This window comes from Orenia sp. (assembly GCF_055140805.1).
Window position 1 is genome coordinate 1 of record NZ_JBSQYM010000078.1, and the last position, 21888, is coordinate 21888.

Here is a 21888-nt window from a genome sequence, read left to right on the forward strand (position 1 = left end):
AGAGACAGGCATAAATATATTTATGCTTTGATATGATTAATATGGTGATTAAATCTTAGTACCAAATTTATCCCAAACCTAAGTTTCTCTAAAACTCCCTTTGAAACTAAGAACTTACTTTATATTAAGATTTAATCAGTTAGTATTAATTAGTTATAAGTTATTAGTGGCGATTAAAGATTAAAAATATGAAACTATCATAGATTTAATTTGATAAAAGTTACTATCGGGGAATGAGGTATAATTATGTTAAAACTCTCAAATTTAAGCATTAAATTTAAAATTATGATTTTAGTTTTAATGGTAAGTGTGCTACTGACTTTAAGTTTGATTTTTGCATCTACCATATTATCAAATAGAAATTTAAGTGATTTAGGTATTAATATGGGGATGAATGATGTAAAGATGCATTCAAAGTTAATTAGTAGTTGGCTAGCAGAGAGAAAAAGAGATTTAGAAACCTATGCCAGTACTCATGTGTTAGAGGGTCATAACTTGCAAGAAAAGCAGGTTTATTTGAAGGAAGAGCTGGCTAAAAGGTCTAGCGATTATTTTTTCTTTTTCATTGCCGATAAAGAAGGTAATTATAGTACTACTTGGTCTACTAATGTAGGAAATATTAGTGATCGAGATTATTTTTCTATAGTTTTGAATAATAAGATAACTTATATCTCTAATCCAATAATATCAAAATCAACTGGAGAACCTATTATTGTAATAGCAACACCATTACAAGAAGATAATGAAGGTGAATTTTCATTATTGGCAGCAGTAATAAACTTAAATCAATTTAGTGACTATATTAATAAACTAGGGATAAAGCATTTTGACTCTTACTCCTACATTATAAACAATAAAGGAGATATTGTAGCTCACCCTAACAATAAAATGATTATTAAGGAAAATATTACTAAAAGTTCTAATCTTATTGATGAGAAATTAGTATCTCTTTCCTCTAAAATTAAGATGAGCGATTCTGGAATGGTTAAATATAAGACTGAAGATGAAAATAGCTATTTGTTCTATCATAATATCAAAGGAACTAATGGATGGAAATTGATTACAGTTGTTTCAGAAGAGGTCTTTATTCGTCCATTATCTGCTACAAGTAAAAAGCTAATTTTAATTGGTTTTATTACTATAATTATATCAGTTATTTTTAGTATCTTTATATCTAATAGTCTATCTAAACCTATTGTAGAGCTTAAAGATACCTTTAATAAGGGAGCAGAGGGCAATCTATCGGTTCGTGCCCAAAAAAGAAGTCAAGATGAGATTGGTGAAGCAGTAGATAGCTTTAATAAGATGATGGATACCATAAATAAACTAACCTATAATGACCCTTTAACAGGATTAGTGAATCTATTTTGTTTTACAGAGCAAGTAGATAAAGAGTTAGAGGAGCATCAAAATCTATCTCAAAAAGTAGCTAGTCGAGCTAGTAATTGTGAAAGAAAATGGGATAACTTAACTATGTTATCTATCGGTATTGATAACTTTAAAACTATTAATGATAGCTTTGGTCATGAAGTTGGAGATCAATTATTGAAGAGTATAACTATGCGCTTGAAAAATTATCTACCAGCAGGGACTATGATTTCAAGAATTAGTGATGAATTTTATCTTTATATAAAAGGATTAAGGAATAAGAAAGAGATTCTACTAAAAGGTCAAGACTTGTTAAGTGAGATTAATCAGCACTATACAATTAATGGGGATATTATCTACTTAACAAGTAGTTTAGGAATTGCGGTTTATCCAGAATCTGGTTATACAGCTCAAATGTTGATTAAAAATTCTGGGTTGGCAATGCATTTAGTTAAAGATAGAAGTGGAAATGATATACAGTTTTATTCTGCTGGTATGGAGAACGAGCTATCAGAAAGGATGAGTCTAGAGGCTAAATTGAGACTGGCTCTAGAAAGAGAAGAGTTCATTCTCTATTATCAACCTTTGATTAATGCTAACAATGAAGAAGTTCAAGGGTTTGAAGCTTTAATTAGGTGGCATCATCCTAGTGAAGGTATGATCTCTCCAGCTAGATTCATTCCATTAGCTGAACAGAATGGACTGATTATTGATATAGGGCAGTGGGCTTTAAAAAGAGCTTGTCAGCAATTAAAGCAATGGCAAGAATTAGGCTATAAAGAGTTATATGTTTCTGTCAATATTGCTCCTCAAGAATTTCAAAGCCCTGACTTTGTAAAGAAAGTAAAAGAAATCTTATTAGAGACTGGAATTGAGCCCAAATCTTTAGAATTAGAGATAACTGAAAGGGCAACTATGGAGAATATTAGTTATACTATCGAATCATTAAAAGAGTTGAAAAGTTTAGGAGTCAAGATTGCTATTGATGATTTTGGTACTGGTTATTCTTCTTTGAGTTATTTGAAAGAATTTGCTATCCATACTTTAAAAATTGATCAGTCCTTTATTAGAGAACTAACTCTAGATGATATTGATAATAAGAATGCTGCAATTGCTGAGACGATTATTACTATAGGTCATAACTTAGATTTAAAGGTTACTGCTGAAGGTGTAGAGAGAAAAGAGCAACTAGAATTTTTAAAGGCTAGGGGCTGTGATATAATCCAAGGATATTATTTTAGTAGACCTGTAGATAAAGATAAGGCTATCAAACTAATATAAAAAAGACTATTTCCAGATTAAATCTGGAAATAGTCTTTTTTATATTAAAAGATAATCAAGAGAAAAAGATAGGTATTAATAATTGTAGTATGATTTTTTATCCTCCTAAAGTTATATCTTGACTAGCATACCAGCTAAGTGCATCATAAAAGTGTTGAACTTTGAAATCTGGCCAATAGCTATCAACAATATAAAAGTCTGAATATACCGATTGAGCTGGTAAGAATCCGCTTAACCTGCGACGCTTTCCCCAACGGATTATCAAGTCGATTCTAGAGATATCTTTAGATTTTAAGGAAGCAATTATCCCTTTTTTAGAACCTTCTCCGATAGTTTTTTTATTTAAAGCACTTAAATCCCAGTGCCAACCATAATTGACTAAGATATTAACTTTGATTCCGCCTTTTCCAAAATTTATTCTTTTGGTATAAGGCAATAATTGTTCTGGAAACATATTAGATTCTGTATTTCCTAAGACCAATAAAGAGCAGTCCTCCTTAGTCATTAGTTTGACTGATTCAATACAGGCCTGGGTAAAGGCTTTGGTCTGTTCAGAACGGCGTTTGGTATTATCCATAGTAAAACCATAATAGGTCAGTTCTTTGACCCCCGCCTTTTGGCATAATTTAAAGACCTCCAATCCTGGAGCTAGTCCATATGTATAGCCATCCTTTTTTGATAAACCTTGATTTACAGCCCAGCGTCTGTTACCATCAGGTATAATACCGATATGCTCTGGAACTCTCATTAATTTCCCTCCTCGAAAATACTATTAGTACTATTCTTTCATTAATTAGCTAATATATTCCCTAAAATCTAAATTTAAAGATATAAATATGAGCTTTAAGTTGTTGTGTCAATTAATCTATAGTCATCCAACTTTAGAATGAAACAATAGAAGGATAGTGCGACACTTTTTATAATGATAAAGTTATTAGCCACAGGTTTCAACCTGTGGTGATGATGACATGTTACACTACGGGTTAAAACCCGTAGCTAAAACTTAAACTGTCACAATATCCCCATTAAATTACACTTTAGACTTGGATATCTATATATAACCTGTAAATATATCATAGAAATAGCTTATTATAACATTGCTAAATCGATAAAATTTATTATATAATAAACTATTTAAATAGCTAAAAGGATAAAATTTCTTTTTTTTTAGTTAGTTTTTTGTTATAATAAGTTGTAGTTAGATTTGATTTTATCAATTTTTTTGATTAATATGCAGGATATTTTAAATATCTAGAGAAATTTTTTAGAAGAGTAAAGTTTCTATAATTATATTTAATAATTATTTATTAAATGGGAATAATACAAACATGACAAAGTGATTTTGTATTGTTGGGAAGGGGAAACAACGATGGAAGTAATTTTAGCACAGAATGCAGGTTTTTGTTTTGGGGTCAATCGCGCAATGGATTTGGCTCTAGAAATTGGAACAGAAGCAAAAGATGCAGTACATACTTTAGGTCCTTTAATACATAATCCACAAGCAGTTAAAAAGTTAAAATCTGTAGGCATTGAAGTAGAAAATGATATAAACAAGATATCTGAGGGAACAGTAATTATTCGTTCTCATGGTGTTCCTCCTAAAGTACTCACAGAAGCTGAACAAAAAGGTTTAAATGTTGTGAATGCAACTTGTCCTTTTGTCAAGCGTGCCCAAGAGAAAGCTAAGGAATTAATGGAGAATGGATATGATGTGATTATTAGTGGAGATAAGGATCACCCAGAGGTTATTGCTATTTGGGGTTATACTAATAATCAAGCAATTATTATCGAGGGTGAATCTGATTTTGATAAATTAGATAAGCTAAAAAAAGTAGGAGTTGTAGCCCAAACAACTCAATCATTAGAGAATTTACAGAATCTGACTAATTATTTATTACGCAATGTAGCAGAATTGAAGGTCTATAATACAATCTGTACAACTACAGGAGAGCGACAAAATGAGGCTGCAGAACTTTCTAAGCAAGTTGATCTAATGATAGTGATAGGTGGCTATAATAGTGCTAATACCAATCGTTTAGCTGAAATCTGTTCTGAAAATGGAGCAATAACATACCATATTGAAAGATCAGATGAGTTACAGTTTGATTGGTTTAAAAATATAAAAAAAGTAGGTATTACTGCTGGGGCATCAACCCCCAACTGGATAATTAAGGAGGTTTTAATGACTATGTCTGAAATCAAAGATTCAAGAGAAGAAAATTTAGAAGCTAAGATACTAACTAAAGGTGATATTGTTAGTGGTCAAGTGGAGCAAGTAACAGAAGAAGGTGCTTATGTAAATGTAGGAACCAAAACTGAAGGTTTTATCCCTACTAATGAAGTAAGCAATGTAGGAAAATCTGCTACAGAAGTACTTGCTGTAGGAGATGAAGTAAAGGTATTTGTTTTAAATCCTGAAGATGAAGAGGGTAAAGCTATTCTTTCTAAAAGGAGAGCAGATAGCCAAAAAGCATGGGACAAGATTGAAACTGCTTATGAAAATGGTGAGATTATAGAAGCAGAAGTAAGTAAAGAGGTAAAAGGTGGTTTAGTTGCTGATATTGGATTAAGAGGATTTATTCCTGCTTCTCACATTGCTATTGAATATGTAGAAGATTTAAGCCAGTTTGTAGGTCAAACCTTCAAATTAAAGGTGATTGAAGTTGAAAAAGAGAACAATAATATTGTTCTTTCACGTAAAGTTGTATTGGAAGAAGAGTTAGCAGAGAAGAAAAAGGAGTTATTTGCTTCTTTAGAAGCAGGTCAAGAGGTTGAAGGTACTGTAACTAAGCTTGTAGACTTTGGAGCCTTTGTTGACTTAGGTGGAGCAGAAGGTCTTTTACATATCTCTGAAATTTCTTGGGGAAGAATTGACCATCCATCAGATGTTTTAGAAGAAGGTCAAAGTATTAAAGTTAAAGTTTTAGGTGTTAATGCTGAAGAAGGTAGAATTTCTTTAGGTTTAAAACAAATTCAACCTGATCCGTGGGAAGAGTTTATTGCAGAGTATAAAGTTGGGGATGTAGTTGAAGGTAAGATTACTAAAACTGTAGACTTTGGAGCATTTATGGAAATTAAGCCAGGTGTTGAAGGTTTAATCCATATCTCTCAATTGTCCCATAAGCATATTCCTACAGTGGAGGATGCTGTCAGTGTTGGAGAGAAAGTAGAAGCTAAAGTTATTAACATTGAAGAGGATGATAGAAGAGTGGGGTTAAGTATTAAAGAGTTAAAGCCTGCACCTGAGCCTAAAGCAAAACCTAAAAAACAAACAGCATCTAAACCAGAATTTAGTACTGATAATGATGAAGGTTCTGGAGTCAAATTAGGTGATGTATTTGGAGACCTATTTGACAATTAATCTAATATAATTGATTAAAGCTAAGCCTTGTTTGCAATTAAGCAAATAAGGCTTTTTCATTTAAAACGATAGAATAAAGTTGGTTGTAATTGTAGCGGTTAATTGGATAGTGCGATACGTTCGTGTCGGGAATCAGGAATCAGGAATCAGGAATCTGGAACCAGTGTTTATAACTGATTCTTGACTACTGATTCCAGATTCTTAAAGGTGTCACACTATTTCTATATAGTTTTAAGTTTTAAAACCAAATTACTGATTGAGATTATATGTTAGTATTTGTCTTAACAGACTTCATATCCTTCTTTGTTGAGCATAAACTTAGAGTAGGGAGGGAGAATTATGCTCAATAAAATTTGGTTTACTATGATTGTTATCGGTATAATTATAGCTGCGATTAATGGCAGGATGGAAGCGGTTTCTGTAGCTATTTTGGAGAGTGCAGAAGATAGTGTGATGATAGTAGTTAAACTAATTGGTCCTATGGCATTGTGGTTGGGGATAATGAAGGTAGCTGAAAAGGCTCAATTAACTGATATTTTAGCAAATTTATTCAGACCACTAGCCAAGATATTATTTCCAGAGGTGCCTAAGAGCCACCCTGCTTTGGCTTCAATAATGATGAATTTAAGTGCTAATTTCTTGGGATTAGGAAATTCAGCAACACCACTAGGAATTAAAGCGATGCAGGAATTACAGGAGTTAAATAAAGGTGAAAGCTCAGCTTCTAATGCTATGTGCACCTTTTTAGTCATTAATACCTCTAGTGTTACTCTACTTCCTACTACCATTCTTGCTTTAAGGATAGGAGCAGGGTCGGTACAGCCAACAGAGATTATAGGAACAACCATTTTTGCTACCTTCTGCTCGACGGTGGTAGGGCTAATTGCCAATAGAATTTTAATCAAAATAAGTGAGTTGAGGAGTAGATGATTAATTTTATAAATTATTTTTCCCAATGGGCTATTCCTCTAATCATATTTATAATTTTAGTTTCTGCTTTTATAAAGAAAGTTAAAGTTTATGAGACTTTTACAGATGGTGCAGTCGAGGGTATAGGAGTAGGGGTTAAAATTTTACCATATTTACTGGCTATGTTAATGGCGATTTCTATCTTTAGAGCTTCTGGAGCTTTGGATATTGTATTAAATCTATTAGGCAAGCCTTTAAGTATATTAGGAATCCCACAGGAAGTAATTCCATTAGCTTTAATTAGACCACTTTCTGGAACTGGGTCTTTAGGAGTTGTAACAGATTTAATTAATCAATATGGTCCAGATTCATTTATTGGTAGGCTAGCCTCAACGATGCAGGGGAGTACAGAAACTACCTTCTATGTAGCAGCGGTATATTTTGGTGCTATCGGTATTAAAAATAGTCGCCATGCAATTTTAGCTGGTTTGCTAGCTGATCTGGCAGGATTTTTGGCAGCTGTATTTATTTGTCGATTAGTCTTTGGATAAAAAGAGGATTTTTGACTATTGGTATTGAATAAGTTATTATGAAATATTATAATAGATAAATAATTATCAATTAAGTTATCTGTAAATTAACATAAGTTGATATGATAGGGGAGAAGATTGATGACAGAAAGATATGTAGATTTACACTTGCATACTACAGCCTCTGATGGGAGCTATACTCCTACAGAGCTTGTTACTAAAGCTAAAGAGTTGGGGTTTAGTGCTATTGCAATTACTGACCATGATACTGTAGGTGGTATTGAGCAAGGGTTGAAGGTTGCTGAAAAATTAGGGATCGAATTAATCCCTGGGATTGAAATGAATACAGATTATGAGAATACTGAAATTCATATCTTAGGTTATTATATTGACTATCAAAATCAGAAATTTTTAAATATATTAGCTGATTTAAAAGAAGCTAGATATAATAGAATTAGAAAGATTGTTGGTAAACTCAACAATTTGGGATTAGAGATAGATTTTGAGGAGGTTAGCAAGTTGGCTGCTGGAGGTGCTCTAGGTCGTCCTCATATTGCCCAAATTATGTTGAATAAGGGGTATGTCCAACAATGGAGCCAAGCCTTTGATCAATATATTGCCAAAGGTGCTCCAGCTTATGTAGAGAGAAAGAAGATAACTCCAAAGGAAGCTATTAAAATTATTAAAAAGGCAGGAGGAGTCCCTGTGATTGCTCATCCTGCTTTGATGGAAAGGGATGATTTATTAGAGGATTTATTAGAATGGGGGATTGAAGGGATAGAGGTTTACCATACTGAGCATGACCAGGTTGATAGTCAAAGATATTTAGATTATGCTAAAGAGAAAAATTTATTGATAACAGGTGGTTCAGATTGCCATGGCCCAGAACGTAAAGGAGAAATATTAATAGGGAAGATCAAAGCTCCTTATGGATTGCTTAAGGATTTAAAGGCTAAATAAGATTGTAGAGTTAATAAGTGCATAAGTAGCAGAAATATAGTTATTCAACTTTAGAGTGGAATTTAAAAATTTTAAAATCATTTTCAGACCTCACTCTAACTCTCTCCTACCTTAGGAGAGAGGACTAAAGCATCTTTTATTCCCCTCTCCTGATAGGATGTTATTATAGAGAGATAGTGCGACACTTTTACTTCAGTGTACAGTTAACAGTTAAGTTCAAAAGCACTGAATCCCTTTAAAGTATAAGGTTTTGTCTTTTTACTGTAAACTGTCCACTGTCAACCGTCAACTCTAAGGAAGTGTCGCAATCTACCCATTAACTTTCACTTTAGAGTTATTTATTTATACTATGGAATGTCGATAAAACTCAAAATATGCTCTTTTAAAAGACTGTATTCTCTATAATCTTATTAATAAACTTAAAAACAATCTATTATAGACAATTTATGAATTATTAATAGGTGTTTTCTTTTATAAAGAACTAATGTTAGCAATAAATTTATCTGCTGATAAAGTAGAGTATTTAAGCATATATAGAATATCGCAATTGAATTTCTAAAATATAAGAGATTATAAGGAGGACAAATTATGTTGGAGATTTTAAAACAAGGTGGGGCAACAATTATACCTTTACTATTCTGTTCAGTAGTGAGCTTAGCGGTTACTTTAGAGCGGTTAATCTATTTAAAGAAGGCTAAAGGTAATAATTTCAAGTTATTGGAGACAGTGAGACTAAAGTTGACTAAAGGTAAAATTGGTGAAGTCAAAAAGATTGCAATGAATGCAAAAGGGCCGATAGCTGGAATGTTGGAAGAGGGAATTAAATATTATGGTCAAGGTAAAGAAGAGTTAAGAAGCAACTTGGAGTTGATTGGGCAAAATGAGATTAAAAAATTAGAAAAAAGATTAGGAGTACTTGATTTAATTGCGACAATATCTCCTTTACTAGGATTGTTGGGGACAGTATTGGGGATAATTGATAGTTTTAATATTTTAGCCGGTGCTCAAGGGATGGCAACACCAGCAGCTTTAAGTTCTGGAATCTCTGAAGCCTTAATCAGTACAGCGGTAGGTTTAGTTGTAGCTATTCCTACAATGTTAATTTATACTTATCTGTTAGGCTTAGTACAGGATAGAATTGAGGATATCAACTATTGGTTTGTAGATTTAGTTGAAGCTTTAAGCCAAGGTGATAATAATGTTCAAATCTAATTTAAAGAAGAGGCCTAACATTCAAATCTTACCAATGATTGATGTTATCTTCTTTTTGCTAGTCTTTTTTATGCTATTTACAACTTTTAAGACTACTCCAACTGGATTGGAGATTAATTTACCTAAGGCTAAAACGGTTACTCAGCAGAAGGAAGATACTAAATTAACTTTAAATATTGCTGAAAATGGTGAGGTTTATTTAGATGGAGATCTTGTTGATAGTCAGCTCCTTGAATTTGAAGTATCCAAAATCATTAAAGAGTCACCTGATGCTGTTTTTATTATCAAGGCTGATAAAGAAGTAAAATATGAGAATATTATTAATGTCATGGATACAGTTCGTAATGCTGGTGGCTATAGATTGGCGCTGGCAGCCAATAAAGAGAAATTGGATTAGGTGATAATTATGGCATATAAGAAGAAACGACAAGGAGAATTTCCTAGGTTTTTTATTATCTCTATTATTATTCATGGAGTTTTGTTGTACATGCTATCTTTTATCAATCCAGGTGTTCAACCTGCTTTTCAAAGTGATCCCATGAATTATACAAGTCAGTTAGACTTACTATATTTAGAAGATGTAGTTGCTGAAAATCAAGAACTATCTCAGCAATATCAAGAAGATAGTAAGTCAGAAAAGAAGGAACTATTAGAGGAGTTAGAGAAGAAGAAAGAGGAGAAAAGACCTCAAGTAGAAGACACTACTGAAGATACAAGAGAGGTTAAAGATCTAGCAGAAGATGTAGAGGTTGAAAAGGTAATAGAAGAAACGCCTGAAGTAAAAGAGGTGGCTCAAGTAGCAGAGGACATTGAAGAAGAGTCTAATATAAAAGGGCAGATAGACCAAGATAGTGAAGAGAAAGCTGAAAGTCCAAAGGCAGAAGAGAACAATGAAGTTGTAGTAGAGGATAATGCTAAGGAAGATATAATAGAGGAAGTAGAAGAAGTTGTTAAAGAGCCTATTAAAGAGCCTGCCAAAGAAGCTACTTTGGAGGTTAAAGAAGAGGTAGATGAGGTAATAACTAGTCAGACTAGTACTGAAGAGATTAAAGTTGCTCAAAAAGAGGTTGATAAAAAAGAGGAAGTTGCAGCTAAGAAAGAGACTGTGACAGAGGCTAGAACTGATAAAGCTGTGAAGAATGAAGAGGTTAACGAAGAAAGTACTAAAGAGATTAACCAAGACAATACTAATCAGAGTGAAGGTCAACCAAAAGAGGTCAAAGAAGAAGCTAAAGTAGAACCACCACCACCGCCTAAGCCTAAAGATATGGTCATTAGTCAGCCAAAACTCAGTTATCCTAAAAATGCACAAAATACAGAGATAGAGGGTGATGTGAAGTTATTGGTGAAGGTTAAGGCTAGTGGAAAGATTGATCAGATAGAGGTTGTTGAAGCTTCTTCACATAAGCAATTAAATAGTTATGCTAAAAGAGCAGTTCAGTATGGGTGGAAATTTAAGGTTGATAAATCCGATTATGAAGTGATGCTAGTAGTTCACTTCCGTTATAATAATGAAGAACCAGTTAGTATTGAATATCTGGATTTATCCTTTGATTAGAAATGAGGTGTTAGAGGATGAAGAGAAAATTAGGGATGATTCTAATACTACTATTAGCACTAATATCCTCTAAGGTTAGTGCTAAGGTAGATCAATATGGCAATTTACAGTTGAAGAATGACTATATCTCTGTGATTGTCAATCAAAATGAATTTAATAAAGGTAGATTTGCTGTTGATATTACAGGAGGAGATCCAATTAGAAGTGGTGATGATGGTAAACCGTTACTTTATGGTCATCCTCATCCTTGGACCTCTTATACTACCTTTAGAATAGATAATAAAAACTATATTTTTGGTGGTAAGACTGATAAAAGGGCTGGTCGCAATGGAGAGTATGGTGAGTTGCTTCAAGAGCCTACCCTAGATAAGAATAGAATTATCACCAAATATAGATTTAATAAGATAGTTGTTAGTCAAATTTTAAATTTTGTTAAGAGTAGTACTACAGGTTTGCCTGATACTTTACAGATAACCTATCGGGTGACAAATGAAGATGAAGTAGAGCACCAAATAGGTACCAGAATTATGATTGATACTATGTTAGGTGAAAATGATGGTGCGCCCTTTAGAATTACAAATCAAGCAGTTACTAGTGATAGTCTATTCTTAAAGGAGGAGGTACCAACCTTCTGGCAGGCCTTTGATGAATTAAGAGATCCAAAGGTAACTGCACAGGGAACTATTAAAGGGGCTGGGGTAACTACGCCTGATGAAGTCTATTTTGCTGATTGGGGAAGTTTAGCAGATGGTCCTTGGGATTTTGATTTTAAAGCTGGAGAAGAGTTTTTACGCAAAGGTGAGTTTGAATTGGATAGTGCTATGGCATTATTCTGGCAGGAAAGTACTATTAAGCCAGGAGAAACTAAAACTTATGTAACTAATTATGGCTTAGGAGGTATTACCATTGTACCAGGATTACTCTCCTTAGGGGTTACATCACCAGCACAGGTAGTAATGGACAACCCTAATAAGACTGTAGAAATTGTAGCTTACATTCAGAATACTGCTGAAATTACAGTAAAGGATGTGAAGGTTGAGTTAGTACTTCCAGATAACTTAGAACCTATAGATAATTATAAGGTAAAAGAACTTGGTAATTTGGCACCAGGACAGACTGCACAGGTAATGTGGGAGGTTCGCCCTAGAAGGTTATCACAACAGCAGGTAGAGTATACAGTCAAGGCCACTGCTAAAAATACCGATGATAACCAAGTAAGTAGAGGGCTAAAATTTGTTGGACCACCTAAATTATCGTTAAAATTACAGGCACCTAAGCAGATGGAAGCAGAAGATGATTCCTTAATAAAAGATAGCTTTTATATAAAAGCTCAGATATCCAATTATGGAGCATCGACAGCTTATGGAATAGAAGGCTATTTAGCTCTACCACCTGGCCTAACTTTAAGCAAAGGTGATAAAGAGGAGAAGTTTATAGGATTTTTAGAACCTAATGAAAATATTGAATTATTCTGGAAGGTCAAACCTTTAGCTCTAGTTGATGGCAAATTGCCTTATTCAATAGAGTTAAGTAGTAGTAATGCTCTTAGTGAAATAGCTAAAAATAATATCCTGATTCCCAGTTTAAAACCCAAAGCAAAGATAGAGATTGCACCTAAAAAGGGTGGTTATCAAGTAGGTGATTATTTAACTGCTGAAATAAGATTGAAGAATATAGCAGACTTTTATCAATTAAAGACCAATATTAGCTATAATAATAAGGTCTTAGAGGCTATTTATGTATCTCGTGGTAATCTCTTTATTAATAATGGTAAGTTATTGAGTTGGGATCTACCTGTGGTTTCCCAACATGAGGGGCTAATTAAAGGAATCTCTGCTTCTTTGGATAATGAACAGGATATAGAAGATGGTTTAGTAGCCAAACTCCATTTTAGAATTAAGGCTTTAGGAAGTTTTGATTTATCTTTTGAAGATTTTCTAGCTTATGATAAGAATAATAAGCAACTAAAACTGGAGAAGGTTAACAATTTACTTAATATTAGGAGGAATTAATATGAAAGTAAGAAATAGTTTTATTAGTTTTATGCTTGTCTTCATTTTTGTAGCTACAGCTACACTTCCGGCTTTTGCTGATACTAAAATTGATGATATCTCGAGTAGCCATTGGGCTTATAAGAGTGTCAAAGAGCTAGTAGAGAAGGGATATATGTCTTTATATGAAGATAATAAATTTAAAGGTGAGAATAAGGTGAGTCGTTATGAACTTGCGAAGGTTATTGCTAAGATTTTAAATAATATTGAGCAAGGTAAAGTAGTACCAGAGAAAGGTGATGTATTGACATTAAAGAACTTGGCTTCAGAGTTTCGTTCTGAGTTGGTAGAGGTTATCAGTCAGAATGAAGATTTAAAGGGTGAGGTTAAAGAACTTGATAAAGAGCAGAAAGTTCTTAAAGAAGATGTAGTCAATACAAATTATAGAATCAATCAATTGCAACAAGAAGTTGCTAAGATACTAAAGAATTTAAAAGAAGAGGCTGAAAGAACTAAAAAATTAGAAGAGAAATTAAGCTCTTTAGAGAAGGATAATCAAGCTTTACAGAAACGATTAACTAAGTTAGAAGAGGGCTCAGGAACTCAGCAAGAGATTAATAAATTAAAGAAGAATATTTATTGGTTGACTGGTGGTTTAATTATTTCTTTATTATTGTCAGCTAGTAACTAGAAGGTGGGGATAAAATGGAGAGAAAGAGTAGAACTATTTCAATTATTGCTTTTACTTTGGTATTTCTATTAATAATGCCTTGCCTTGCTTCTCTTTTTGCCCCTTTTTCATATCAGGCATATGCAGCAGAGGTGGCAAAAGAAGATGCTTATAAAGGTTTAGCTTTTACAATAGTATTAATCTATGCTTTTAACAAATTGTTTGGCGATGGTCAAAGTGCAGAAGGGTCAAGCTGGAGTGGGCATAGAAGTAGAGAGAGTATGAGTTATACTAAAGATGAACTGACTTGGTTAGCAAGGGCAGTTCATGCTGAAGCTAGGGGAGAACCCTTTGAGGGTCAAGTAGCTGTAGCATCAGTTATTCTCAATCGAGTAATTAGTAATAAATTTCCTAATACAATTTATAGTGTGATTCATCAAAAGAAGCAGTTTAGCTCTGTAGATGATGGACAGATCTATCTGCCGCCTAATGAATCATCATATAATGCAGCTAAAGAGGCTTTTAGAGGAAGTGACCCAACAGAGGGTGCTCTTTACTTCTATAATCCCATAACTGCTAATCCAGTAGGAAGGGCTTGGCTAGAAACTAGGGAGAAGACAGTTCAAATTGGTAGCCATGTCTTTGCTAGGTAGAATTGAATATTGATATTAAAATAAGTCTCGGGAATTCCCGAGACTTATTTTTCTTTAAAGAGGAGTGTTAAGAATATATAATTTGAAATTAGGTATTATTGGGATATTGCGACACTTTTAGGAATCAGGAGTCAGGAACCAGTTATCAGCAAAACAGATTGATTCCAGATTCCAGATTCCTGACACGAAAGTGTCGCACTACTACATAACGACATATTTAGAGTTTTTCTACAGGCGAATCCAATAATAGAAGCTATGAATAAAGGGGAAAATAAATTAAAGTAGAATTAATTTACAAACAACAAAGCTAAATTTATTCAATAATTGACTAAGGTTAATTGATTTTTACAAAATGTTATTGACACTTAGAAGGATATATGTTATATTTTAATAAATCATCACTTTAACGTAATAAAGTAATTGAGGAGGGGTTCTTTTGACATTGATTAAATTACAGAGACCAGAGGGAACTAGAGATTATTTGCCAGAAGTAGCAGAGAAGAAGAGATACATAGAGGATAAATTGCATAATCTATTTAAAGGTTGGGGGTATGAGGAGATTATTACACCTACCTTTGAATTTTATGATATACTATCGGCTGGAACAGAAGGATTGCAGACTAAGATGTATAAGTTCTTTGATCGCAAAGGTCAAATTTTGGCTTTAAGACCTGAGATGACCGCATCTATTGCTAGGGTAGCAGCCACTAAATTAAAGGACAGTCCTTTGCCTTTACGCTTATCCTACCAGAGTAATGTCTTTCGTTATACTAGTCCAAGGGCAGGACAATATCGTGAATTCTATCAAGCAGGTATAGAGCTGTTGGGAGTAGGAAGTCCAATGGGTGATGCTGAAGTGATTGCTATGGCAGCTAAAGCAATTGAACAATCGGGGCTTAAGAACTTTAAGATTGATATTGGTGATGTAGACTATTTTACTGGGATTATGAAAGCAGCAAAGTTAGAAGAAGAAAAGCAGAATGCAATCCGTCAAGCTTTATCGCAAAGAAATGTAGTAGAATTAGAGGCACTACTAATTAGTACAGAATTGACTGAAAAACAGAAAGAGGCCATTTTATCAGCTCAAGAGTTGCGGGGTGGGATAGAGATTATTGAAAAGGCTAAAGATTTAGTAGATAATCAAGAATCATTGGAGTCGTTGATTAATCTAGAGGAAGTGTATCGTAATTTAGAGTTGTTAGGTGTTAGTGACTATATTTGTATAGACCTTAGTGTAGTTCGAAATTTTAATTATTATACAGGAATCGTCTTTGAAGGATATACTAAGGATTTAGGTTATACTATTTGTGGTGGAGGACGTTATGATAAGCTGGTAAGTAAATTTGCTTATTCAGTACCTGCTACTGGCTTTGCAATAGGTATCGACCGGTTATTATTATCTTTAGAGAAGCAAAATTATAACTTCCCTCTTAATAAGGAGAAGGTTTTGCTGTTGATAGACCCTGCTTATAAAAAAGAAGGTTTTGCTCTGGCAGAAGAATTGAGAGGAAGAGGTAAGCAGGTAGAGATTGAGATATTTGCTAGAGAATTAGTAGAAGTTATAGAGTATACAGCCAGTAAAGGCTTAGAATTAAAGGTAGTAGGAGAAGAATTAGAGGCTAAAGTTAAGACTTTAGTAGATGGAGAGGAGTAGAGGTATGAATAAATTAACTATTGCTTTACCAAAAGGGAGATTATTTAAGTCGGTAGTTGAGATTTTACAAGAAGCTGGAATTGTAAATCGAGACCTTGATGATGATTCACGAAAGTTGGTCTTGACTGATGAAGCTAATAATATTGATATTATCTTATCTAAGGCGGTAGATGTGCAGACTTATGTTGAAAATGGAGTAGCTGATATCGGGGTAGCAGGAAAGGATGTACTCTTAGAAGCAGGAGCAAAGGTCTGTGAGGTATTAGATTTAGGCTTAGGTTATTGTAGATTGGTTGTAGCTTTACCTGAAGATAAAGGTATTACTAACTTAAGTCAATTAGCACCTACAGGACGAGTGGCTACTAAGTATGTCAATGTAGCTCAGCAATACTTTGATCAGAATGGAATTCAGATAGAAGTAGTTAAGTTAAATGGTTCTATAGAGCTAGCGCCTATCATCGGCTTATCAGATATGATAGTTGATATCACATCTACTGGAACGACTTTAAAGGAGAATAATCTGATTGAGATTGCTGAAATAGCAGAATCTTCGGCACGATTGATTGTTAATCAAGTCAGTTATAAAGCAGAGTATAAAAGAATTCGAGATATAATTGAAAAGATGAAAAAGGTGATTAGTGGAAGTGTGAGTGCGTAACGTTCAGAACTTTTTTTATATTTTAAATTGTTTCTAATCTGTTCACACTAATCACTCACACAGACACTGAACTTAAAGAGGGAGGATTAAAGATGTTAAAGATATTAAAGACTACTGAAACAGGGATAGAGAAAGAGCTAGATAAAGTATTAAACCGGTCATCCTTTGACAATGAAGCTCAGGTAGAGGCTGTGGCTGAGATTTGGGATAATGTCAAAACTAAAGGAGACCAAGCTATCTTTGAGTATACAGCTCGCTTTGATCAGGTAGACTTAAAAGATAAGGGGTTAGAAGTACAAGCAGAGGAGATTGAAGAGGCTTACAAGCAAGTTGATGATGAATTTTTAAAGGCAATTAGAGTTTCTATTAAGAATGTAAGTGAATTTCACAGCAAACAGCTGCAAGAAAGCTGGATGGATATCAAAGAGGATGGTGTAATTTTAGGTCAGAAGTTTGAGCCTTTAGAGAAGGTAGGGATTTATGTACCAGGCGGTAGTGCTCCCTTAGTATCTTCGGTAGTAATGAATGGTGCTCCAGCCAAGGTAGCAGGGGTTAAGGAGATAATTATGGTGACTCCACCTTCTAAAGATGGAGGGATTAATCCATATACTTTAGTAACAGCAGCAGAGGTTGGAGTCGATAAGATTTATAAGGTTGGGGGTGCTCAAGCAGTAGCAGGTTTGGCTTTAGGTACTGAGACCATGACTAAGGTTGATAAGATAGTAGGACCGGGTAATATCTATGTTACTTTGGCTAAGAAGATGGCCTTTGGTTATGTAGATATCGATATGTTAGCAGGACCAAGTGAAGTCTTGGTATTGGCTGATGAGAGTGCTAATCCACGTTTTGTAGCAGCAGATCTATTATCACAGGCAGAGCATGATCCAATAGCTTCAAGTATCTTAGTAACAACTTCTTTGGAATTAGCTAAGGAAGTTAAGCTAGAGCTAGAGAAGCAGTTAGCTAAGTTGTCTCGGCAGGATATCTGTAAAGAGTCCTTAGCAAACTATGGTGCTATCTTAGTAGCTCAAGATTTAGAGGAAGCGATTGACTTGACTAACCGCTTTGCTCCAGAGCACTTGGAGGTTAAGGTTGATGATCCTTTTGCAATCTTAGGTAAAATAAAGAATGCTGGGGCAATTTTTATGGGAGAGTATGCTGCTGAACCGATTGGTGATTATATTGCTGGACCTAACCATGTCTTACCAACGGGAGGCTCAGCTAGATTCTATTCTCCACTGAATATAGATGACTTTAGAAAGAAATCAAGTATTATCTTCTATACCAAAGCAGGTTTGGAGAAGGTTAAAGATGATGCGGTTAGAATAGCTGAGGTAGAAGGGTTAGATGCCCATGCTAATAGTATTAAGGTAAGGTTTGAAAATTAAGTGTGAGTGTCAGTGTGGGTGTGATATAAATAACACATTGTAATATTATAGTTCTTTTGTGGCTATTTTAAATTCACTCACACTCCCACTCCCACTCACTACTCACACTAATTAAGAGGAGGTTTGAAATGAGAATAGCAGATATTAAGCGAGAGACCAGTGAAACAGAGATCTCTTTAAAGATAAATTTAGATGGTAGTGGAAACTCTAATATTGATACCCCTGTTCCTTTTTTAAATCACATGCTAGACTTATTTACTAGACATGGTCTTTTTGATTTGGAATTGGAGGCTAAGGGTGATGTTGAGATAGATGACCACCATACTGTAGAGGATATTGGAATTGTGCTGGGGCAGGCTATCAAAGAAGCCATTGGAGATAAGGTGGGAATTAATCGCTATGGGAGTGAGTTTGTTCCAATGGATGATGCTCTAGTGCATATAGCCTTGGACTTAAGTGGGAGGTATTATTTAAGTTGCGAGGTAGATGGACTAAAGGATAAGGTGGGAGAGTTTGATACAGAGCTAGTAGAGGAGTTCTTTAGAGCAGTAGCCTTTAATTTGGGTCTTAATCTACATATTAGAAAGCTAGCAGGTTATAACACTCACCACATTATTGAGGGTATCTTTAAAGCCTTTGGCAGATCATTATCGAAGGCTGTAGCTATTAATGAGAGGATTACAGGGGTAATGTCAACGAAAGGGAAACTTGAGTGAGTTGACAGTGTACGGTATACAGTGTACAGTTAAGTTCGAAATCATTTAAGATCTTATTAGTTTCTATGCTTTTAAATATGTTAACTGTACACTATCAACTGTCAACTGTAAACTTAATAAGCGAGGTGATAAAATGATTGCAATCATAGACTATGGGATGGGTAATTTAAGAAGTGTACAAAAGAGCTTTGAAAAGGTTGGCTATCAAGCAAAAATAACTAATAAAAAAGAACAGTTACTTGATGCAGATGGAGTTGTGCTACCTGGAGTAGGTGCCTTTAAGGATGCGATTGAGAACCTGCAAGAGTTGGATTTGATAGATACGATTTATCAAGTAGTTGAGGAAGGAAAGCCTTTTTTAGGTATTTGCTTAGGCTTTCAATTACTATTTAGTGAGAGTGAAGAGTTTGGTCATACTAAAGGCTTAGATATCATTTCAGGCTCAGTTAAGAAGTTTCCTAGTAATTTAGGTCTTAAGATACCTCATATGGGTTGGAACCAATTAAATCTCAAGCAGGATAATAGAATTTATGATGGATTAGTTGATGGAGAGTTCCAATATTTTGTACATTCCTATTATGTTGAAACAGAGAATGAGGATGTAGTAGGTGCTACAAGTGATTATGGGATTGAGTTTGTAGCTAGTATTGCTAAGGATAATGTCTATGGTGCTCAATTCCATCCAGAAAAGAGTAGTGATAAGGGCTTACAGATTCTTAAGAATTTTGGGAAGATAGTAGAGGAGGTAGAGTAAGTGGAAGTTATACCAGCAATAGATATTCGTAATGGAAATTGTGTCCGTTTATATAAAGGTGATTTTGAACAAGAGACTGTGTATGGTGATCCAATTGAGATGGCTAGATTATGGGCAAGCAAAGGGGCTAGTCGTTTACATATAGTTGATTTAGATGGGGCTTTAGATGGTAAGCCTACTAATTTAGAGTTAATCTCTAAAATCGTTAAAGAGGTAGAGATTCCAGTGCAAGTTGGTGGTGGAATCAGAACTATGGAGATTATCAATAATTACTTATCAGTTGGAGTAGATAGAGTAATTATTGGGACAGCTGCGATTGAGAAACCAGAGTTAGTTATGGAGGGAATTAAAGAGTTTGGTGCCAAGAGAATTGTAGTAGGAATTGATGCTAAGAATAATTATGTAGCCACTGCAGGTTGGTTAGAAACTTCTGATACTACTATTATTGATTTAGGTAAAGCCATGAAGGCTAAAGGTGTAGAATGGGTAGTTTTTACTGATATCAGCAAAGATGGTACTTTAACAGGACCAAATATTGAGAGTACTCAAAGCTTAGCAAAAGAGACAGGGTTAAAAGTTATCGCCTCTGGAGGGGTATCTAAATTAGAGGATATCAAGAAATTAAAGAAGATAGAAGGCGATGGAGTAGTAGGTGTGATTACAGGAAAAGCAATCTATACCGATAGTCTAGATTTAGAAGAAGCAATTAAGATAAGTGGTTAGGAGTGATTTTATGTTAGCAAAGCGGATTATCCCTTGCCTTGATGTAGATAAAGGAAGAGTAGTTAAAGGTGTTAATTTTGTCGATATTCGTGATGCAGGAGACCCTGTAGAGTTGGCTGCTTTTTATGATCAAGAAGGTGCAGATGAGTTAGTATTTTTAGATATTACAGCCTCTAGTGATAAGCGTAAGACGATGGTTGATGTAGTTAAACGGACTGCTGAGAAGGTATTTATTCCTTTTACTATCGGTGGAGGGATTAGAACTACTGAAGATATGAGAGAACTATTAAAGGCAGGAGCAGATAAGATATCGATCAATTCCGCAGCAGTAAATAATCCTGAGTTGATTAGAGAAGGTGCTCAAAAGTTTGGGAGTCAATGTATAGTTGTAGCTATAGATGCAAAACAGAAAGGTGATTCTTGGGAGGTCTTTGTTCATGGTGGAAGAACAGGGACAGGGATTGATGTAGTTGATTGGGCTAAAAAGATAGAAGAATTAGGTGGAGGAGAGATTCTCTTAACTAGTATGGATGGTGATGGTACTAAAGACGGCTATGATAATCGGCTAAATAAGGCAGTATCAGAGGCTGTAAATATTCCAGTTATCGCTTCAGGAGGAGCAGGAAATTTGGAACACATTAAAGAAGCCTTTACTATAGGTAAGGCTGATGCAGCCTTAGCAGCCTCTATCTTCCATTTTAAAGAGTATACAATTGAAGAGACTAAACAATATTTAAAGAAAGAGGGGGTTAATGTTAGATGTCTATCAAAAATTTAAAGTTTGACGATAAGGGATTGATTCCTGCTATCATCCAAGATGCAGAGACAAAAGAGGTCTTGATGATGGCTTATATGAATGAGGAGTCTTTGAAGAATACAATTAGAACAGGAAGAACCTGTTTTTGGAGTAGAAGTCGCCAAAAGCTATGGTGGAAAGGTGAAACCTCAGGGCATATTCAAGAGGTTGTAGAGATAGATTATGATTGTGATGGTGATACTTTGCTCTTAAAGGTTAAACAGACTGGAGGAGCTTGTCATACAGGTCATAAATCTTGCTTTTATCGTGGGATTAAGCGGGAGAAAGAAGCAGAGAAGGTATTTGACCCTAAGGAGGTTTATAAAAAGTCTTTAGATTCTGATATATTAGATGAATTGTATGAAGTTATTAAAGACAGAAAAGAAAATCCAAAGGAAGGTTCCTATACTTCATCATTATATAAAAAAGGTGAGAATTCATTCCTAAAGAAGATAGGAGAAGAGGCTACAGAGGTAGTAATGGCTGCTAAAGAGAATGATCAAGGTGAGATTATTTATGAAGTAGCTGATTTAGTCTATCATTTAATGGTGATGATGGTCTACTATGGTGTTGATTTAAAAGAGATATATCAAGAGTTGGAAAATAGAAGATAGGAAAAATTCGGTCGGGAATTTTTCCATCACGAAGAGTTCGCAGAACTCGAAGGGAGAAACCTTTGAGCTAAAGTTAAGGATTAAAGAATATA

At 34.5% G+C, this 21888-nt stretch carries 20 protein-coding genes; 19 read left to right on the top strand and 1 reads right to left on the bottom strand.

Translation table 11 applies throughout. The annotated features are described in order from the left end of the window. Positions 1-246: 246 nt before the first annotated feature. A complete protein-coding gene (locus ACTCDL_RS09090; protein ID WP_463175961.1) occupies positions 247-2649 on the top strand; it encodes a bifunctional diguanylate cyclase/phosphodiesterase in 2403 nt (800 codons plus the stop codon). A gap of 97 nt (positions 2650-2746) precedes the next feature. Here the strand turns inward: ACTCDL_RS09090 and ACTCDL_RS09095 are convergent, their stop codons facing one another. After that, complete coding sequence (locus ACTCDL_RS09095) at positions 2747-3397, bottom strand: undecaprenyl diphosphate synthase family protein (RefSeq protein WP_463175962.1); 651 nt, start codon at positions 3395-3397, stop codon at positions 2747-2749. A 621-nt stretch (positions 3398-4018) separates the two neighbouring features. On the opposite strand from ACTCDL_RS09095, the gene ACTCDL_RS09100 reads away from it, so the two are divergent. From ACTCDL_RS09100 to hisIE, 18 genes are all read left to right on the top strand, one after another. Next, on the top strand, positions 4019-6010 hold the full coding sequence (locus ACTCDL_RS09100; protein ID WP_463175963.1) for a bifunctional 4-hydroxy-3-methylbut-2-enyl diphosphate reductase/30S ribosomal protein S1: 1992 nt from the start codon (positions 4019-4021) through the stop codon (positions 6008-6010). A 339-nt stretch (positions 6011-6349) separates the two neighbouring features. Continuing rightward, positions 6350-6940, top strand: a complete 591-nt coding sequence (locus tag ACTCDL_RS09105; protein WP_463175964.1) for a nucleoside recognition domain-containing protein — start codon at positions 6350-6352, stop codon at positions 6938-6940. After that, a complete protein-coding gene (locus ACTCDL_RS09110; RefSeq protein ID WP_463175965.1) occupies positions 6937-7470 on the top strand; it encodes a spore maturation protein in 534 nt (177 codons plus the stop codon). The genes ACTCDL_RS09105 and ACTCDL_RS09110 overlap by 4 nt, the downstream gene beginning before the upstream one ends. 120 nt (positions 7471-7590) lie before the next feature. Beyond that, positions 7591-8409 carry a PHP domain-containing protein gene (locus ACTCDL_RS09115; protein ID WP_463175966.1) on the top strand — a complete coding sequence of 273 codons (819 nt, stop codon included), beginning with the start codon at positions 7591-7593 and terminating at the stop codon, positions 8407-8409. A gap of 588 nt (positions 8410-8997) precedes the next feature. Continuing rightward, a complete protein-coding gene (locus ACTCDL_RS09120) occupies positions 8998-9621 on the top strand; it encodes a MotA/TolQ/ExbB proton channel family protein (RefSeq protein WP_463175967.1) in 624 nt (207 codons plus the stop codon). After that, positions 9608-10018, top strand: a complete 411-nt coding sequence (locus ACTCDL_RS09125) for an ExbD/TolR family protein (RefSeq protein ID WP_463175969.1) — start codon at positions 9608-9610, stop codon at positions 10016-10018. Before ACTCDL_RS09120 ends, ACTCDL_RS09125 begins: the two co-directional genes overlap by 14 nt. 9 nt (positions 10019-10027) lie before the next feature. Further along, positions 10028-11179 (top strand): TonB family protein, encoded by a 1152-nt coding sequence (locus ACTCDL_RS09130; RefSeq protein WP_463175970.1) that lies wholly within the window; start codon positions 10028-10030, stop codon positions 11177-11179. A 17-nt stretch (positions 11180-11196) separates the two neighbouring features. Next, entirely contained in the window at positions 11197-13191 is a 1995-nt protein-coding gene (locus tag ACTCDL_RS09135; protein WP_463175971.1) for a cohesin domain-containing protein, read from the top strand. 1 nt (position 13192) lies between these two features. After that, on the top strand, positions 13193-13861 hold the full coding sequence (locus ACTCDL_RS09140; RefSeq protein ID WP_463175972.1) for an S-layer homology domain-containing protein: 669 nt from the start codon (positions 13193-13195) through the stop codon (positions 13859-13861). 14 nt (positions 13862-13875) lie between these two features. Then, on the top strand, positions 13876-14493 hold the full coding sequence (locus ACTCDL_RS09145) for a cell wall hydrolase (RefSeq protein WP_463175974.1): 618 nt from the start codon (positions 13876-13878) through the stop codon (positions 14491-14493). Between the two features lie 436 nt (positions 14494-14929). Then, on the top strand, positions 14930-16147 hold the full coding sequence (hisZ, locus tag ACTCDL_RS09150; RefSeq protein WP_463175975.1) for an ATP phosphoribosyltransferase regulatory subunit: 1218 nt from the start codon (positions 14930-14932) through the stop codon (positions 16145-16147). Between the two features lie 4 nt (positions 16148-16151). Next, the gene (gene hisG, locus ACTCDL_RS09155; RefSeq protein WP_463175977.1) at positions 16152-16805 is read left to right on the top strand and encodes an ATP phosphoribosyltransferase; all 654 of its coding nucleotides are present in this window, start codon (positions 16152-16154) and stop codon (positions 16803-16805) included. Positions 16806-16897: 92 nt separating this feature from the next. After that, positions 16898-18193 carry a histidinol dehydrogenase gene (gene hisD / locus ACTCDL_RS09160; protein WP_463175978.1) on the top strand — a complete coding sequence of 432 codons (1296 nt, stop codon included), beginning with the start codon at positions 16898-16900 and terminating at the stop codon, positions 18191-18193. Positions 18194-18303: 110 nt separating this feature from the next. Continuing rightward, positions 18304-18909 carry an imidazoleglycerol-phosphate dehydratase HisB gene (gene hisB, locus ACTCDL_RS09165; protein WP_463175984.1) on the top strand — a complete coding sequence of 202 codons (606 nt, stop codon included), beginning with the start codon at positions 18304-18306 and terminating at the stop codon, positions 18907-18909. Between the two features lie 133 nt (positions 18910-19042). Then, entirely contained in the window at positions 19043-19663 is a 621-nt protein-coding gene (gene hisH / locus ACTCDL_RS09170) for an imidazole glycerol phosphate synthase subunit HisH (protein ID WP_463175980.1), read from the top strand. Next, positions 19664-20386 (top strand): 1-(5-phosphoribosyl)-5-[(5-phosphoribosylamino)methylideneamino]imidazole-4-carboxamide isomerase, encoded by a 723-nt coding sequence (gene hisA / locus ACTCDL_RS09175; RefSeq protein WP_463175981.1) that lies wholly within the window; start codon positions 19664-19666, stop codon positions 20384-20386. A 10-nt stretch (positions 20387-20396) separates the two neighbouring features. Then, entirely contained in the window at positions 20397-21164 is a 768-nt protein-coding gene (hisF, locus tag ACTCDL_RS09180; RefSeq protein WP_463175982.1) for an imidazole glycerol phosphate synthase subunit HisF, read from the top strand. Further along, a complete protein-coding gene (hisIE, locus tag ACTCDL_RS09185; protein ID WP_463175983.1) occupies positions 21146-21796 on the top strand; it encodes a bifunctional phosphoribosyl-AMP cyclohydrolase/phosphoribosyl-ATP diphosphatase HisIE in 651 nt (216 codons plus the stop codon). Before hisF ends, hisIE begins: the two co-directional genes overlap by 19 nt. The last annotated feature ends 92 nt before the right edge of the window (positions 21797-21888 follow it).